Raw genomic sequence first — 15505 nt, 5'->3', positions numbered from 1 at the left:
GGACGCACTCGGCGATCAGAACATCGTCTCCCCCGACATGACTGCCCTGAGTTCTTCGGACCTGTTGTCGAATCCGGCGCCGCGCGATCGACGTACGGGTGAGAGCGGCGGACAGTCGACGGACCGAACGTGTCCGGTGGCCCGCACGCCACACCGACTGGCCAGAGGAAGGGTATTCAGGATGCGTAGGACACCACTGCGGCTGTACATGTCCATGTCGGTCGACGGGTACATCACCGGACCGGACGACCGGCCGGGTCAGGAACTCGGCCGCGGCGGAGGGCGGCTGTTCAATTGGCTCGACGACCGGATGTCCGAGGGAGTCAACGGGCAGGTGTACGCCGAGGCCGGTTCGACCGGCGCCGTGATATCCGGACGCCGCACGTTCGAGCTGGCCGGCCGTTGGAACGGCGACCACCACGACGGCGTGCCGATCCACGTGCTCACCCACACCATCGACCCGGCCGACGAGCCACCGGGCAGCGCGAAGTTCTACACCGACGTCAACGCGTGTGCCGACGAGGCCCGGGAAGCGGCGGGAGATCGAGCCGTGCTGGTCCACGGTGCGGGTGCGGCACGGGCTCTGCTGGCAGCAGGCCAGCTCGACGAACTCGAACTGCACCTCGTCCCCGTGCTGCTCGGCGACGGACGGCGGTTGTTCGAGCCGACCGGACTCGGCCACATCGAACTGGAGCCCGTCCGGCGGCTCGAAGGCCGCGACGTCACACACCTGCGATACCGCATAGTCCACCCATAAGCGGCCCCCACGGAATCAAATGCGGCGGACGGCACGGGGACGTGCCGTCCGCCTTCTTCGCGCGTGCATCTTGCCCGGGCGCTCGGGGGCATACCACCGAATGGCCCGCAAGACTCGGACCTAAGCCCCATGGCACCGCCGTATCGAACGTAGATCCTTCATCTGGGACTACGAACGAAAGATCGGAAAGACCGATGGCACAACAGGAACAACCGGGAGAGCCCGACCGAGCCGCGCTCCCGGCGAGCGGCAAGGAGTTCTCGAACCGGTTCGGCTTGCCGACCGCGACGGCGTTGGTGGTCGGTTCGATCATCGGAACGGGCGTGTTCGCCCTGCCGTCGTCTCTGGCACCATACGGCCTGTCGAGTCTCCTGGCCTTCGCCTTGGTCACGATCGGCGCCTTGGCTCTGGGGCTGGTGTTCGGTTGGCTCAACAAACGTGTGCCGGGCTCGGGCGGGCCGTATTTGTACGCACGGGACGCCTTCGGCGATTTCGGCGGGTTCGTCACCGCCTGGGCCTATTGGCTGACTGCCTGGGTGGGCAACGCCGGCATCGTGGTCGCCTGGGTCGGCTACGTGGAAGTGTTCGTCAACACCGAGCACAACCCGTGGTGGTCGATCGCCATAGCGTTGGTCGGCCTGTGGCTGCCCGCCGCCATCAACATCTCCGGAGTCCGGAACCTCGCGTGGTTCCAGATCGTCACCACGATCCTCAAATTCGTGCCACTGGTGTTCATGGCGACCATCGGGCTGTTCTTCATCAAGGCCGACAACCTCGGTTCGTTCAATCCCAGCGGACTGTCGTGGGTGGGCGCCGTCTCCGCGGCGGCCGCGATCGCCCTGTTCAGCTACCTCGGGCTGGAGACCGCCTCCGTGGCCGCCGGACGCGTCCGCGACCCGCGGCGCAACGTGTCCCGGGCGACCGTACTCGGCACCCTCGTCTGCGCCGTCGTCTACGTCCTGGGGACCGTCACGGTTCTCGGCACGGTCGGACAGCAGGCGCTGATCGACTCCACCTCACCGTTCTCCGATTCGGCCACCGCCATCTTCGGGGCGAGCTGGGCCGGGCAGGCCATGGCCGTGGTGGCGATCGTCTCCGGGCTCGGCTGCCTGAACGGCTGGACGTTGGTCTGCGCCGAAATGCCGATGGCCGCCGCCCGTGACCGGCTGTTCCCGACGCAGTTCGCCAAGCTGAGCAAGAAGGAGATCCCCGTCTTCGGCATCGTGGCCGCCACCGTACTGGCGTCGGTGCTCACCGCGATCGGCTACTGGAACTTCCAGTCCGTGTTCACCAATGTGGTACTGCTGGCCGTCTTCACCGCGGTGATCCCTTACCTGCACTCCGCCGCCGCACATCTCTACTGGCTCATCGTCCGGGGCCGCGCGCTGAACTTGCCGCATCTGATCCGCGATCTGGTCGTGACCGCCTTCGCACTGCTCTTCAGCTTCTGGGCACTGGCAGGCAGCGGTTACCAGGCGGTGTACTACGGCGTGTTCGCCTTCTTCCTCGGCATTCCCGTCTACGTCTGGATGAAATCCCAGCGCAAGGAGTACGGCACGAGCGCCGAGCCGTCGTCCGGAACACAGGAGCAGTCATGACGTTCGCCGTTCATTCGGAGGTCGGCCAGTTGCGGCAGGCCATCGTGCACCGTCCCGGCCTTGAGCTCACCCGGCTGACCCCACGCAACATCGGCGAGCTGCTGTTCGACGACATCCTCTGGGCAAAGCAGGCGAAACAGGAACACGACGCGTTCGCCGAAGCCCTGCGGGACAAAGGCGTCCGCGTGCACTACTACGGTCAGCTGCTGGCGGAAACGCTCGCGCTGCCCGAGGGCCGGGCCTTCGTGCTGGATCGGGTGTGCACGCCCGAAATCCTCGGCCCTGCGCTGGCCACGCCGCTGCGCTCCCTGTTCGACGACCTGGACGGGGAAAACCTGGCCGAGTACCTGGTGGGCGGAGTCCTCAAAGCCGACCTACGGCCGCTGCGAGCGCAGAGTCTCCGATGGGACACCCTCGCCGCCGACGACTTCGTCCTCCCGCCATTGCCCAATCATCTGTTCCAGCGTGACGATTCCTGCTGGGTGTACGGCGGTGTCTCGATCAACCCGATGGCGAAACCCGCCCGGCAACGCGAATCCCTGCACACCCGGGCCATCTACCGGTACCACCCGATGTTCGCCGGGGCCGGTTTCCACACCTACTACGGTGACGACGACGTCAGTCACCAGCCCGCCACGATCGAAGGCGGCGACGTGCACGTCCTCGGCGGGGGCGCCGTCCTCATCGGAATGGGCGAGCGCACCCCCCCCATGGCCGTGGAAATCCTTGCCAAGGCGTTGTTCTCGACCGGACAGGCACACACCGTCGTCGCCGTGGATCTCCCGCACTCGCACGCCACGATGCATCTGGACACGGTGATGAGCATGGTCGACCGTGCCACCTTCGTGGTCTACCCCTACTTCGACCGCGGCGCCCGCAGCTGGACCATCACCGCGGGCGAAGCGCCCTCCGCTTTGAGCGTGAACGCCAACGACGACCTCTGGCGCACCCTCGCCGAAGTCCTGAAAGTCCCCGAAGTCACCCTGCTCAGCACCGACGAGGACATCCGGGCCGCCGAACGGGAGCAATGGGACGACGGTACGAACTACCTCGCCGTCGCACCGGGGGTCGTCCTCGGCTACGAACGCAACGTCGCCACCAACACCATGCTGCGCAAGCACGGCATCGAAGTCGTCACCATCGCCGGAAGCGAACTGGGACGGGGCCGTGGCGGCCCGCGCTGCATGACCTGCCCGATCGACCGCGACCCGAGCTGAACGGATCCCCGATGGCCTTCAACCTGCGCAACCGCAGCTACCTCACCGAACTCGACTTCACCAGGGAAGAACTCGTCTTCCTGCTCGACCTCGCCGCCCAGCTCAAGTCCGCGGCCTACGCGGGAATCGCGCAGAACCGGCTGGTGGGCAAGCATTTGGCGCTCATCTTCGAGAAGGCCTCCACCCGGACCCGATGCGCGTTCGAGGTCGCCGCCGCCGAGGAAGGAGCGACCACGACCTACCTCGGCCCCCAGGACGCCCACTTGGGACACAAGGAATCCGCCCGCGACACCGCTCGCGTACTCGGCCGCATGTACGACGGGATCGAATACCGCGGCCACGATCAGGCCACCGTCGAAGAACTGGCCCGGCACTCCGGCGTGCCTGTCTACAATGGACTCACCGCGGCGAGTCATCCGACGCAGTCACTGTGCGACGTGTTCACCATGCGCGAGCACAGCACGAAACCATTGTCTGAGATCGCTTTCTGCTACCTCGGCGACACTCGCAACAACGTCGCCCGATCCCTGCTCGCGATGGGCGCCAAACTCGGCATGGACGTCCGGCTGGCCGGACCGCACGCGCTCTGGCCCGATGAGGAGCACCAGGCGGCCTGCTGCCGGGAAGGTGCGATCAGTGGCGCCAGGATCACCGTCACCGACGACGTCGACGAGGCCGTGGCGGGCGCGGACTTCGTCTACACCGATGTCTGGGTGTCCATGGGCGAACCCGCCGGCACCTGGCACGAGCGGGTCGAGCTGCTGGCGCCGTATCAGGTCACGGCGAAGACGCTCAGCGCCACCGGCAACCCCGGCGTCCGGTTCCTGCACTGCCTGCCCGCGCTGCACGACCGCGAGACCGAGGTCGGGGCCGAAGCGTTCAAGGAGTTCGGATTGGACGGTGTCGAGGTCACCGACGAAGTCTTCGAATCCCCGGCATCGCTGGTGTTCGAACAGGCGGAGAACCGGATGCACACCATCAAGGCGATCCTGGTCGCCACACTGGGGAGCTGATCATGCGGATTCTTGTGGCACTGGGCGGCAATGCCCTGCTGCGCCGCGGTGAACGGCCGGACGCCGACCTCCAGCAGGTCAACGTGCTCGCCGCCGCCGAAGCCCTCGCGGAGCTCGCCACCGAGCACGAAGTCGTGCTCACCCACGGCAACGGCCCCCAGGTCGGCATGCTGGCCCTGGAAAGCGCGGCGGACCCCGTCCTGACGCGGCCGTACCCACTCGACGTCCTCGGCGCGCAGACCCAGGGCATGATCGGCTACCTGCTCGGCCAGGCGCTGCGGAACGTCGTACCCGGTAAGCAGGTCGCCACGCTGATGACGCAGACACTCGTCTCCGTCGCCGATCCCGCGTTCGGCGATCCCACCAAGTTCGTCGGCCCGGTCTACACCGAGGAGCAATCCGCCACGCTGGCCGCCGAACGTGCCTGGACCGTCCGCCGGGACGGCTCGTCCTGGCGCCGGGTCGTCCCTTCGCCAAGACCGGAGCGCGTGGTGGAGACCCCGGTGATCCGCGCGCTCGTCGAGGCCGGGACGATCGTGGTCTGTGCCGGAGGGGGCGGTGTTCCCGTGGTACGGGACGAACACACGGGGCGGTTGCGGGGTGTCGAAGCCGTCGTCGACAAGGACCAGACCGCCGCCCTGCTCGCCGAAGCCCTGGACGCCGACGCGCTGCTGCTGCTCACCGACGTGCCCGCGGTCATCGACGGCTACGGCACCCCGCACGCCACTCCGATCCACCACACCACACCGGCCCGGCTGCGGTCCCGCGATTTCCCGGCCGGTTCGATGGGCCCGAAGGTCGACGCCGCCTGCCGCTTCGTCGAACTCACCGGCAACACCGCCGCCATCGGCGCCCTCGACTCACCCGTCGCGATGCTGCGAGGCACCGAAGGTACCGTCATCACACCCGGTGGCAAGGTGTGAACGGTGGGCGGTGGTGGTCACCGGCGTACGCAGACGTCGACCGGTCACCTTCTCCGCCTGGATCCGGATGAAATGCTCGCGGCGGCCGTCGACCCAAGGCTCCAGCCATGTTCCGGACACGTCCACGAGTTCGGTGACGTCCGTGATCAGGTTCGCGTGGCCGACGACGGTCACACTCCATCCGGTCCGCAGATCGGGCTCGAGTTCGTCGGCTTGGAAGGCCACCACGGTGTTGCCGGTCGCGGCGGCCAGTTTCGCCCCGCCGGCGACCCGAATCACGACGTGGTCCCCCTTCAAGCGGAAGTTGACCGGCTGCACCGCCGGCAAGCAGTCTTCGACGAAGACCAGCCGCCCCACCCGCACTGTCCGCAGGAGGCCAAGGCACTGCTCGCGGTCCAAGACCTCCGGCTGTTGTCGATCCGCCACGATGACTCCCTGAAGACGATGACGAACAAGCACTTTCGAGCATGACCGCCGGTTCGCGCCGCCGGTCAGGGCCGGAGGTCCCGGTCAACGAGGCCCATCGGCGCGTGGCGGGAAAGGGCCGTGCTGGTAGTCGCAGCTTCCAGGCCAACGGATACCGGGCGTCGACGGGTTGAACCGAGACCGTACCGGGTACCTCACGATCATGTGGATGGCACTGCTGACCCCGCTGCTGGTCATGGCGTTCGTCTTGACCATGGAGCGCGTCGAAGCGACCGTCCCGAACCAGGCCGCGTGCCCGAGGGACCAGCCCGGCAGCCCCGGTCACCTCGCTACAACGCAACACCCCGGAACCCGGTGCCGAGCAGTTCGTCGATCGAGCGCCGCGGGGAATGCGGCACGTCGCCGGAGGGAAAGCCGAATCGCATGAGTGCCTGGAGGAAACCGGAAAGCTCCAAGTCATCGGACAGGCCGGCACGCACCTCCGGCAGATGCAGTGGCTGTGTCAGGACCGACCCGACGAGTCCCTGATGGACCGCGTCGAGCCAGGTCAGCTGCAACGCCCGCCCGGCCCGGAGATGATCGTGCCGGGTATCTCCGTCGGTGACGAACGCCAGCAATGTCTCCTCGGCCAGCCTGCGCTTGAGAACCTCACGATCGGGCAGAGCCGTCGACTCGCGCACCAGCCCCGCCCACGGCAGCGAGCCTGCCGAACGCACGCTCGCGGCCAGGCCGACGCCGTTGCGCTGGCCCTCGTCCCGGGCCGTCCACAAGGCCAGCTCCCGCTGATAACCCTGGTCATGCTGATGGGCCTCGGCGGCGAACTCGAGCAGATCGGCCACCCTGGTGAGCTCGATCTCGTCGAGGACCGGCCTGGCCTGGACACTTTCGACCGCCGCACTGTCCCGGAGGTCCACGATCTGATGCCTGCTCAGCGAGCGTCCCGAAAAACGACGGCGATGGCTGTGCCGCCGCTTGATCGCGGAGTAGCGGTTCACCTCCGCGACCGAGGGGTGCAGCGGCCCGTCCGGTTCGACGGCGGCCACCACTTCGGGCCGGTCCGGATCGGGGAACTCCGCGGTGTACGTCCGGTGGCCGAGCACCCGGATGGCGAGTTCCAGATTGGCCAGTGCGGCACCACACGACATGAGGCGATCGCGGCCGTGCGGGTCGTGCTCGGGAAGCTCCAGCTCCCGGCGCTCGACGAGGACGAGCAGGCCTTCCTCGAAGTTCAGCCGCCACGGCTGGATGTTGTGCACCGACGGCGCGCGCAGCACCGCCCCCGCCAGCACCTCGAGTTCCGCGGGCGACCAGCGCTCCGTCGGCCTTCGTCCGGCCATTTCAGTCCTCTCATACCCCTTCACGTACCTCCACGATGTGCCGCCGCGGCGGACCGGCAGCAGATTCGGAGGACTCGGATCACCAGGACCAAGTACCCGCGACGGTGTGACGGCCGCGCCGGGCGGGTTATCACGCAGCGAGAGGAAACAGCATGACGACCAAGGTGTTTCCGGTCGATGACCACGAGATCGTCCGTCGAGGACTCGCCGACCTCCTCGGCAACGAACCGGACATCACGGTGGCCGGTGAAGCGGCCTCGGTTTCCGAAGCCCTCGCTCGAATTCCGAAGAGCGACGCGAACATCGCGGTGCTGGACGTCCGGCTCCCCGACGGCAACGGCATCGAACTGTGCCGGGAGCTACTGTCCACCCAGCAGAATCTGCGCTGCCTGATGCTCACGTCCTACGCCGACGACGAAGCGCTGTTCACCGCGATCATGGCCGGAGCATCCGGCTTCGTCCTCACACAGGCATCCGCCGCGAACGCGACCGCGCCGACCCCACCACCGACCTCTCCGACCAGGAACGCACGGTCTTCGAACTGATCGGCGAAGGCCTGACCAACCGCGAGATCGGCAAACGCATGTTCCTCGCCGAAAAAACCGTGAAGAACCACGTCTCCCGCATCCTCGCCAAACTCGGCCTCCACGCTGACCTTGATCCGGTCGGGCGCCGGAATGCCGGACCGCGTTGCTCAGCGATTCCCGTAACTCCGGCCCGACCAGCGTGTCGACCGCTCCGGTGATCCGCATAGCCGGATTCCGCCGGACCTTCCCAGGTCCCCGCGCTCGGTCTCAATCGGTGCTTCCCTTGGCTCCACGTCCGGAGGCGAGCACGAACGTCACGGCCACCGCGAGGCCCGCTGTCGGGGCCAACGCGAGGCTCGCTGCCAGCCGGGTCGCCAAGTCGCCGGGGGCCATACTCAGCAGTGCCGGGCCGGCGAGGGCGACCACGGCCCACGCGACGAGGACCTGTCCCGTCTTCCCGCTCGCGACCAGGATGGCAGCGACCAGCATCGTCGCCCCGAGCAGGACACCCGACCACCCGAGGCTGGCCATCATCCAGCCGGTCACCTGGTATTTGTCCTGGTACAGCAGGTGAAACAGCCAGGGGCCGAGAAAGAACGCGCCGATGCCCGCCAGTACCGCGACCAGTGTCGTGACGAGGCAGCCGAGGACCAGGAGCCGCCGGATCCTCCGGGTACCGGCATCGCCGGCCAGCACGCGCACGAAACCGGGGACGGCCAGGCTCTGCACGGGGGCGAGTAAGAGCAACAGTGGTGACCTCACGAGTGTGACGGCGAGGAACACTCCGGCGAGAGCGGTGCTGTCTTCTGCCGAAACCACCCACTTCACGACCGCCGGGAACCCCGTGATGACGCTGGCGGTCAGGGCGGCGGCGACCATCAGCGCGGACATCCGCCGTACCACGGGTCCCCATGGCTCCGCTGTCACTCGGGTGTCGACCAGCCTCGGGACCCGGCGGCCGAACGGAACCCATGCCAGAAAGCCCGCAGTCACCGCCACCGCGAGCGGGACGAGCCTGGCCGCCCCCAGCCAGGCGAAGCCCAAGAACAAGGCGAGCCTGATCGCGGACTCCGACAGAACCAGGCAAGAGTAGGGGCGAAACTCGTTCCTGCCCGCGAAGATCCCTCTTGCCGCGTACAAGGCCGGCAACGTGACGATACCGGCGGCCGCCAGCACGCCCAGGCCGTAGTGGTCGCCGAACAGCCGGTGGTTCACAGCAGGGACCAGCAGGGAGATGCCGACCAGGAGCGCGGTCGACGCCACCACGGCGAACACGCGGACCGCGGCTCCGCCGAGCGGGGTACCTGACGTCGAGGCGAGCGCGGCCTGCCGGGACAGCTCCTGCTCGATCGGGGAAAGAGCGCTGGCAACCCCCATCAGCACACCCCAGAATCCCAGGAAGGTCACACTTTCGGCAGGTGTCAGGACCTTCCCGCTGAGGGTGATCAACGCATAACCGATCCCCGCGGACACGAACACCGAACTTCCCACGGTGCCCAAGGTTCCGGCAAGCCTGGTGAACGTCGAACTCGACCGCAATTCCCGCTCCTTCTACCTGAATTCAATTTCAGCGTCACCGACGTAACAACACTGCCGCCTCGGTCCACTCACAAGATACCGCAAGCGTTGGACGACAAAGAAATCCCGGATAAATACGTTTCTCCTCAGGACAAAGCAACAAAACCTGTAACGATTCGAGGGGGCCTGTATTCATGAAGTCCAAATTCGCACTCGCGACGCTGACCGCGGGAATCGCGGCGACCGGCGCTCTGCTGGCGCAACCCGCCGAAGCGGCACCAATGGCCGCGCAGCAGTGCGGCCTTTACACCAACTGGGCCGGCGGGTACTACTACCATAACTGCGGCGGCACCGGACTGATCCGAGTCGACCACCAGCCCTACGGCAGTCAGGCGTTCTCCGAGACCCAGTGCCTGCGCCCGGGCCAGGAGATCTACCTCGGCTGGGCCGGGGCGCAGAAAGTCACCGTCACACAGCTTCAGGGCCCATGTCGTCCGTGACCTGAAACGCGAGAATCGGCGACGGACTTTTCGAAGTCCTCTCCGAGGAGGCAGTTCACCGGTAGGCCTCGGCAGACACGCACGGTCCGGGTGGGATCAAGCTCCGCATATCCATCCCACCCGGACCGCCTGGGGCCACGAGGCCGCTCTCATAGGCCAGGGTGACAACACCGGCGCGGCTGGAGATTCCCAATTTCGCCATCGCGCGGTTCAGATGGGTCTTCACCGTGGACTCACCAATGAACAGTCTACTCGCGATTCGGGCGTTACTCATGCCTGTGGCGACCGCCCGCAGTACCTCGGTTTCCCGAGAGGTCAGCACCGCGAGGAAGCGGGGAAGCTGCTCACGATACGGGGGAATGCCCGCGTAGGCTTCGATCAGCCTCCGCAGGACAGGCAGGGTGACAACGGGCTCACGATTCGCCACCGAACGAACCGCCGCGGCGATTTCGTCGGCAGCGGCGTGTTTGTCCAATGCTCCCCGCGCTCCAGCTCTCAGACCGATCAAGGTGACTTCCAAGTCGCCGGATTCGGTCAGCAACAGCACCTCCGGAGCCTCGTCGCCGTGTCCATCCACCAGCCTCTCGACGATCTCACCGTCACCCACCATGCTGCCGTCCAACAACACGACGCGGGGAGCGAGGTCGCGAATCCCCGAGGGCGACCCCGTACGCGAAACCGGGGCTGTCACCGCGGTCAGTTCGGAACGCTCTTCGATGACCACCTTGAGCCCGGCGCTGAATACCTCGTCACATCCGATCACCACCACACCGCCACCCATCTCATCGGTACCGGCCATCGGCACGGGCGCCGTCACGCTCGCGGACATGGAAACCTCTTTCACGCAAGACCTCGTTGAATCTGCTTTCCATAAAGCTCGATTCATGAATCACCAAAGAATGGAACGATGCTTCCTCACGCGGGAGTCACGCGGGCCCGCAAGCGGCAGGCATGGACACTGCTGACGATCAAAGCGCCGAGGAACCTCTCCACAGACGTCCTCCCTTCTGCGTGACCAGGCGCCGGCCTGGCGTGCTCTCAACGATTCCGGGCGATCAGCCCGCACAAGCCGGAGAACCGACTCACGGTCGATGCAATCGGTGATGGTGGTCCTGCGAGTGCGGGGTGCCACCCCGAGAATCGGCACCCCGCACCCGCGTCCTCGCTACGCGATCCGTCCCCCTCGAGCGGGTCGTGCAGCGAGGACAGGCCACCGGAATCCCGGAGCCGATAGCGAGTATCGGCTCCGTTTCCCCGGTGCCGCCAGTGAGTTAGCTCCTCGGGCCGGGTGAAAAAGTCACGGGTGCCGTGCCGCGGACAGCAAACGACCGACTGGTCGCGCCGTTGGCTTTCGCCGGTGGCCGTGTCGCAGGTCTCCACACGGAAGCCTTCCTCATGATCAACCCAACACGCCACTCAAACCTCCCGTCCGATCGGTCGTACTCTTGGGTAGGATGGGCGTATGCAAACGACTGAAGGTCGGGTCGATCAGCGCCGTGCACGTGGTGCGCGGACTCGCGCGACCGTGCTCGACACCGCCGTCCAGCTCACTTCCGTCGAGGGTTTGAATGGACTGTCGCTCGGCAGGCTGGCCAACGAGCTAGGGGTCAGCAAATCGGGACTGTTCACGCACTGGCCGTCGAAAGAACATCTACAGCTGGCCGTCGTGGACCGGGCCAAGGACATCTGGCTCGACCGCGTGGTGCGGCCGGCGCTACGCGCCCCACGTGGTACGCGCCGACTGTGGGCGCTACACGAGGCACGGCTCGCCTATCTGACCGAAGAGGTCGATTCCGGGGGCTGTTTTTTCGCCGCCATCCAGCAAGAGTTCGGCGCACAGCCAGGAGCGGTGCGCGACCGCCTGATCGAGCTTGCCACCGCATGGGGACGCTTCCTGTACACATTGACGACGGACGCGGTTACACGCGGCGAGCTGCGCAGGGACACCGACCCCGAGCTGCTCGCCTACGAGATCGAGGCGCTCGGCGCCGCCTCCGCAGCCCAGTCCCGACTGCTCGAGCCGGACGCCACCTTCGCCCGCGCCCGGATGGCGGTGCTCCGACGACTACGCGAGCTCAGTGTCGACCCCGCGCTCCTTCCACTCCGCTGACCGGAGCTGTCCCGTGAAACAGATCACGAATTAAGTCCGACCGTTCGGTCGGACTGTTAAGGTTGGCCGCACTACCTGCCAAGTCGAGGAGCCAGTGATGCCTATCGTCGATCCAGGCCACGAGGCCGACAGCAGCACTGGCCGATGATCGACCGGAAGCTGCTCGAGCGGCCGACCTTGCTCGTCGCCGCTGTCGCGGCAGGGGTGCCCCTGAGCCTGCTGGCGCTGCGTTCCGGGGTCCTGGCAGCCTTTCCCGAGCTCAACGGCAAGCTGGCAGCGGCTCCGGGCATCCTGCCACTACTGGTCCTCCCGGTGGCATTACAGATCTGGGCGGCGGTAAGACGCCTCCACCAAGGCATGCCGCACTGGCGGTGGACTGTTCCCGTCCTGACACTGCAATTTCTGCTGACCGTGCCGATGACGATCATCATCGGCCGCGACGGCACCTTGACGTTGATCTTCGCGTGCACGGTTCTGGTGACGCTGCCCAGGCCGTGGTCATTCCTGGGCTTCGGCTCCATCGTGACAATCGATCTGATCTCCCAGTGGGCCGGAGTCGTACCCGCGCCGGCGATCGGCGCGTTGGTGCTGCACAAGGCTCTCGCCGGACTACTGGGATACACCGTTTTGCGTATGGCCGAGACGACGACCGAGCTGCGGCGGACACAGGCTCAGCTCGCCGCCCTGGCGGTGGCCCAGGAACGTTCGCGGGTTTCGCGCGACCTGCACGACACCCTCGGCCAAGAACTCACCGCGATCGGGTTACGCGTGGAACTCGCCGCCCGCGTCGCCGGCTCTGACCAAGCCCGCGCGCTCGGCGAACTTCGTGGAGTACAGCAGCTGACCGAGCGCGCGGCTCGCAACGTCCGCAAGGTCGCCAGGGGCGAACTGCGACCGGTCTTCGCCGATGAACTCGCGACCGGGACCGCGCTGCTGGAAGCAGGGGGCGTCGCGTGCCGCGTCGCCATCGACGCCGAGCCGGACAACCGCATCGGCCAGGTCGTAGGCTGGGCGCTTCGCGAGGGCGTCACCAATGTGCTCAACCACAGCGCCGCGCGACAATGCTGGCTCAGCACGGAAATACACGACGACCGGTTCCGGCTGACCGTGGAGAACAACGGCGCCTGCGAACGACCGGGGCCCGCCGGGACCGGCCTGGCCGGCATCACCCAGCGAGTCGCCGACCTCGGCGGGCGAGTGAACTTTGGACACGACGCGGCGAAAAACTTCCGTCTCGTCGTCGAGATACCGATCGAGGACGATGATGATCAGGCTTGTGGTGGTCGAGGACATGCAGGTACTACGCGAAGCACTCGTCGGCCTGCTGTCACTTGAAGACGATCTTGACGTCGTCGGCGAAACCGATCGCGGCGATCATGCGCTCGACCTGATCACCGCGGTGACGCCCGATCTCGTGATACTTGACCTGGACCTGCCGGGCATCGACGGCCTTTCCGTCGCACGCGCCATCAAGGACGGCGGACTGACCTGCAAAGTGCTGATACTCAGCGCACACGATCAACCGGGCGCCGTACGCGAGGCACTGGATATGGGCGTGCTCGGCTTCCTGCCGAAGGGAGTCTCCGTCGACACCTTGATCGACGCCATTCACCACGTTCACAACGGCACACTCGCGATCTCACCCGAGCTGCTCCGGTCCGCGATCCATGGCATCTCGAACCCACTGACCCAACGCGAACGAACCCTGCTGCGCATCATGGCCACCGGAGACACGGCAAAAGACGCCGCCCGACGCCTCCACCTGGCGGAAGGCACTGTCCGCAATCACGTCACCCGGATACTCCAAAAGCTCAATGCCCGCAACAAACTCGAAGCCGTTCGTATAGCGAACGACTCCGGCTGGCTATTGGAGCCATTCCCGGCCGCTCGGTAATAGTCACTCACCCGGAGATCGGCCATACCGTCTTCGCTGCCGACCGATGTTTCGTCAACACCGGGCCCTTCGAAGTCAATTGGTGTGTGTAGCAATATTCGACTTGCGGACGGGCTTCCTCGCGGTGACCAGTCGCGTGGTGACCCACGGGCCGCTCCACCAGCCTCGCCGGCCCTGCCTGCGCAAGGAAACGTCCTGCATGGACAGGTCCGACAACGTTTTCGCGTATTCACGAGCGACCCGCAGATCCGCGAACGCGAGCCTGCCGCCGGGTTTGAGGACTCGAACCGCTTCCCGCACAGCCGCTTCCCTGCCCCCGGGGTCCTTGATGTTGTGAATGGCGAGACTGCTGACGACCACATCGAAGGATTCGTCAGCGAAGGGTAATTCCGTCATGTCACCGGTGCGGAGTTCGACCCGATCCGCGACACCTTCGGCTTCCGCGTTCTTCAGGGTGACCTCGGTGCTGTTGCCGGATTGGTCCACGCTTCGCCACAGGTCGATGCCCACGGCGCGACCGTGCTCGCCGAGCCGCTCGGCCGCCATCAACAGGACCGCGCCCCGGCCGCAGCCGAGGTCGAGAACCCGCGAGTCCGCGGCGAGGTCGAGCCGATCGATCACGTCGGCCCAGATCCGGAACTTGCCGCGGAAGGTGGTGTGGAGATAGATACCCGCGCACAGCAACATCAGGACGCCGACAGTCAAGGGCGCGATCGAGGTGACGAACCCGTCCGTGAGTGCGTTCGCGATACCGAGACCGCAGGCCAGCGACCCGCCCAGCACGTATCCGATCGGCACATAAGGCGCATCGATTCCATATTTCCCGTTACGCATGGGATTCCCTGGTGGACACCGCATCACTCCTGTTTCCGGTCTAATCCGTCCGAATTTCCGGGCAAGTGCCCAGCATAAACTCCCCGACCGGTATTTCGTCGGGGAAACTCAAGGACAACGCTCGCCGGACCAGCGCGTTGTCGCCGAAACCGAGCGCGCACGCGGCCAACCCCGTCGCGGCCGCCAAGAGATACAGGTTCTGGTAGACGACTCCGGCGTTACGCGGCGTCAGCGAATAGCCGAGCCCTTGATATTTTCCCGCCGGCTCGTTCGTTTTCGACGTCAGCACGACGAGGACGTCCGGGCGATGTGGTGTTCCCGCCACGCCTTTCGCGGCCGCGAGCAACACCGCTGGATCGAATCGATCCTCTTTCGGTGCGAGAGGGTGCTCTGCCCGGAGGTGGCGGTACACCCCGGGCGGCGTTGCTCGATCGCTTCGGTCAAGGTCGCGTCGGCGGACCGGTGACGAAGAGCAGAACCAACCCCGAACGAACGTTCTTCACTCGCCCGCCCACCACCCTTTCGCCCGATCTAAAATCAGGAGGCCTCAGTCCGCTCGTTGCTATTCAGTGCCACTTATGCTCAGCTCGCAGCCGATTCGGCGCCAGTACAGGACCTCACCACTTCGAATGTGACTTTTTCACTGCCGAACACAGGACTCCCCCGAAAAGCTCGCCCTGGCAACCGACCCCACCAAGCCCGTCGGCGTGCGGTGGCCACCTCTGATACCGTGATCGGCGTTTCGGCGCTATTGATCAATAGATCCGGTTCTCGGCCAGCGCGCCTTTGCGGTCCCGCTCGACTGTCCGCAGAACGCCGAAAGTCCCGAGAACAACGACTCCCTGGTGCAG

Annotated in this window: 15 protein-coding genes and 1 pseudogene; 10 read left to right on the top strand and 6 right to left on the bottom strand. The window is 66.1% G+C overall.

Annotation, left to right across the window (positions count from 1 at the left end; genetic code table 11):
- The first annotated feature begins 181 nt into the window (after positions 1–181).
- The 5 genes from ACIBTM_RS27805 to ACIBTM_RS27785 all read left to right on the top strand — a co-directional run bounded on the left by ACIBTM_RS27805 (position 182) and on the right by ACIBTM_RS27785 (position 5508).
- Complete coding sequence (locus tag ACIBTM_RS27805) at positions 182–757, top strand: dihydrofolate reductase family protein (RefSeq protein ID WP_395880088.1); 576 nt, start codon at positions 182–184, stop codon at positions 755–757.
- Between the two features lie 194 nt (positions 758–951).
- Entirely contained in the window at positions 952–2355 is a 1404-nt protein-coding gene (locus ACIBTM_RS27800; protein ID WP_395880087.1) for an APC family permease, read from the top strand.
- Positions 2352–3572, top strand: coding sequence for an arginine deiminase (locus tag ACIBTM_RS27795; RefSeq protein ID WP_395880086.1), 1221 nt, complete (start codon positions 2352–2354; stop codon positions 3570–3572). The genes ACIBTM_RS27800 and ACIBTM_RS27795 overlap by 4 nt, the downstream gene beginning before the upstream one ends.
- A gap of 11 nt (positions 3573–3583) precedes the next feature.
- Positions 3584–4585 carry an ornithine carbamoyltransferase gene (argF, locus tag ACIBTM_RS27790; RefSeq protein WP_395880085.1) on the top strand — a complete coding sequence of 334 codons (1002 nt, stop codon included), beginning with the start codon at positions 3584–3586 and terminating at the stop codon, positions 4583–4585.
- Between the two features lie 2 nt (positions 4586–4587).
- A complete protein-coding gene (locus tag ACIBTM_RS27785; RefSeq protein ID WP_395880084.1) occupies positions 4588–5508 on the top strand; it encodes a carbamate kinase in 921 nt (306 codons plus the stop codon).
- Here ACIBTM_RS27785 and ACIBTM_RS27780 read toward each other — a convergent pair.
- Together ACIBTM_RS27780 and ACIBTM_RS27775 are read right to left on the bottom strand one after the other, a co-directional pair.
- A complete protein-coding gene (locus ACIBTM_RS27780) occupies positions 5446–5934 on the bottom strand; it encodes a pyridoxamine 5'-phosphate oxidase family protein (protein WP_395880083.1) in 489 nt (162 codons plus the stop codon). The genes ACIBTM_RS27785 and ACIBTM_RS27780 overlap by 63 nt on opposite strands.
- Positions 5935–6263: 329 nt before the next feature.
- Positions 6264–7271, bottom strand: coding sequence for an Acg family FMN-binding oxidoreductase (locus ACIBTM_RS27775; protein WP_395880082.1), 1008 nt, complete (start codon positions 7269–7271; stop codon positions 6264–6266).
- Positions 7272–7423: 152 nt separating this feature from the next.
- Between ACIBTM_RS27775 and ACIBTM_RS27770 the strand changes: the two are divergent.
- Positions 7424–8016 (top strand): annotated as a pseudogene (locus ACIBTM_RS27770) (response regulator).
- Positions 8017–8065: 49 nt separating this feature from the next.
- Here the strand turns inward: ACIBTM_RS27770 and ACIBTM_RS27765 are convergent.
- Entirely contained in the window at positions 8066–9337 is a 1272-nt protein-coding gene (locus tag ACIBTM_RS27765; protein WP_395880081.1) for a lipopolysaccharide biosynthesis protein, read from the bottom strand.
- 173 nt (positions 9338–9510) lie between these two features.
- On the opposite strand from ACIBTM_RS27765, the gene ACIBTM_RS27760 reads away from it, so the two are divergent.
- On the top strand, positions 9511–9816 hold the full coding sequence (locus tag ACIBTM_RS27760) for a hypothetical protein (RefSeq protein WP_395880080.1): 306 nt from the start codon (positions 9511–9513) through the stop codon (positions 9814–9816).
- Between the two features lie 55 nt (positions 9817–9871).
- Here ACIBTM_RS27760 and ACIBTM_RS27755 read toward each other — a convergent pair whose 3' ends face one another.
- On the bottom strand, positions 9872–10645 hold the full coding sequence (locus ACIBTM_RS27755; RefSeq protein ID WP_395880079.1) for a DNA-binding response regulator: 774 nt from the start codon (positions 10643–10645) through the stop codon (positions 9872–9874).
- A 696-nt stretch (positions 10646–11341) separates the two neighbouring features.
- Here ACIBTM_RS27755 and ACIBTM_RS27750 point away from each other — a divergent pair.
- The 3 genes from ACIBTM_RS27750 to ACIBTM_RS27740 all read left to right on the top strand — a co-directional run bounded on the left by ACIBTM_RS27750 (position 11342) and on the right by ACIBTM_RS27740 (position 13820).
- Positions 11342–11926, top strand: coding sequence for a TetR/AcrR family transcriptional regulator (locus tag ACIBTM_RS27750; RefSeq protein WP_395880078.1), 585 nt, complete (start codon positions 11342–11344; stop codon positions 11924–11926).
- 144 nt (positions 11927–12070) lie between these two features.
- The gene (locus tag ACIBTM_RS27745; RefSeq protein WP_395880077.1) at positions 12071–13261 is read left to right on the top strand and encodes a sensor histidine kinase; all 1191 of its coding nucleotides are present in this window, start codon (positions 12071–12073) and stop codon (positions 13259–13261) included.
- A complete protein-coding gene (locus ACIBTM_RS27740) occupies positions 13203–13820 on the top strand; it encodes a response regulator (protein WP_395880076.1) in 618 nt (205 codons plus the stop codon). The genes ACIBTM_RS27745 and ACIBTM_RS27740 overlap by 59 nt, the downstream gene beginning before the upstream one ends.
- A 75-nt stretch (positions 13821–13895) precedes the next feature.
- On the opposite strand, the gene ACIBTM_RS27735 is transcribed toward ACIBTM_RS27740, so the two are convergent.
- Together ACIBTM_RS27735 and ACIBTM_RS27730 are read right to left on the bottom strand one after the other, a co-directional pair.
- The gene (locus ACIBTM_RS27735) at positions 13896–14654 is read right to left on the bottom strand and encodes a class I SAM-dependent methyltransferase (protein WP_395880075.1); all 759 of its coding nucleotides are present in this window, start codon (positions 14652–14654) and stop codon (positions 13896–13898) included.
- A 40-nt stretch (positions 14655–14694) separates the two neighbouring features.
- Positions 14695–15003: a nitroreductase family protein gene (locus ACIBTM_RS27730; RefSeq protein ID WP_395880073.1), complete on the bottom strand. Its 309-nt coding sequence runs from the start codon at positions 15001–15003 to the stop codon at positions 14695–14697.
- Positions 15004–15505 lie beyond the last annotated feature (502 nt).

This window comes from Amycolatopsis sp. NPDC049868 (assembly GCF_044461365.1).
Classification (GTDB): Bacteria; Actinomycetota; Actinomycetes; order Mycobacteriales; family Pseudonocardiaceae; genus Amycolatopsis.
The sequence above is the reverse complement of the archived record's forward strand: the minus strand, read 5'-3'. Positions and strand labels throughout refer to the sequence as shown.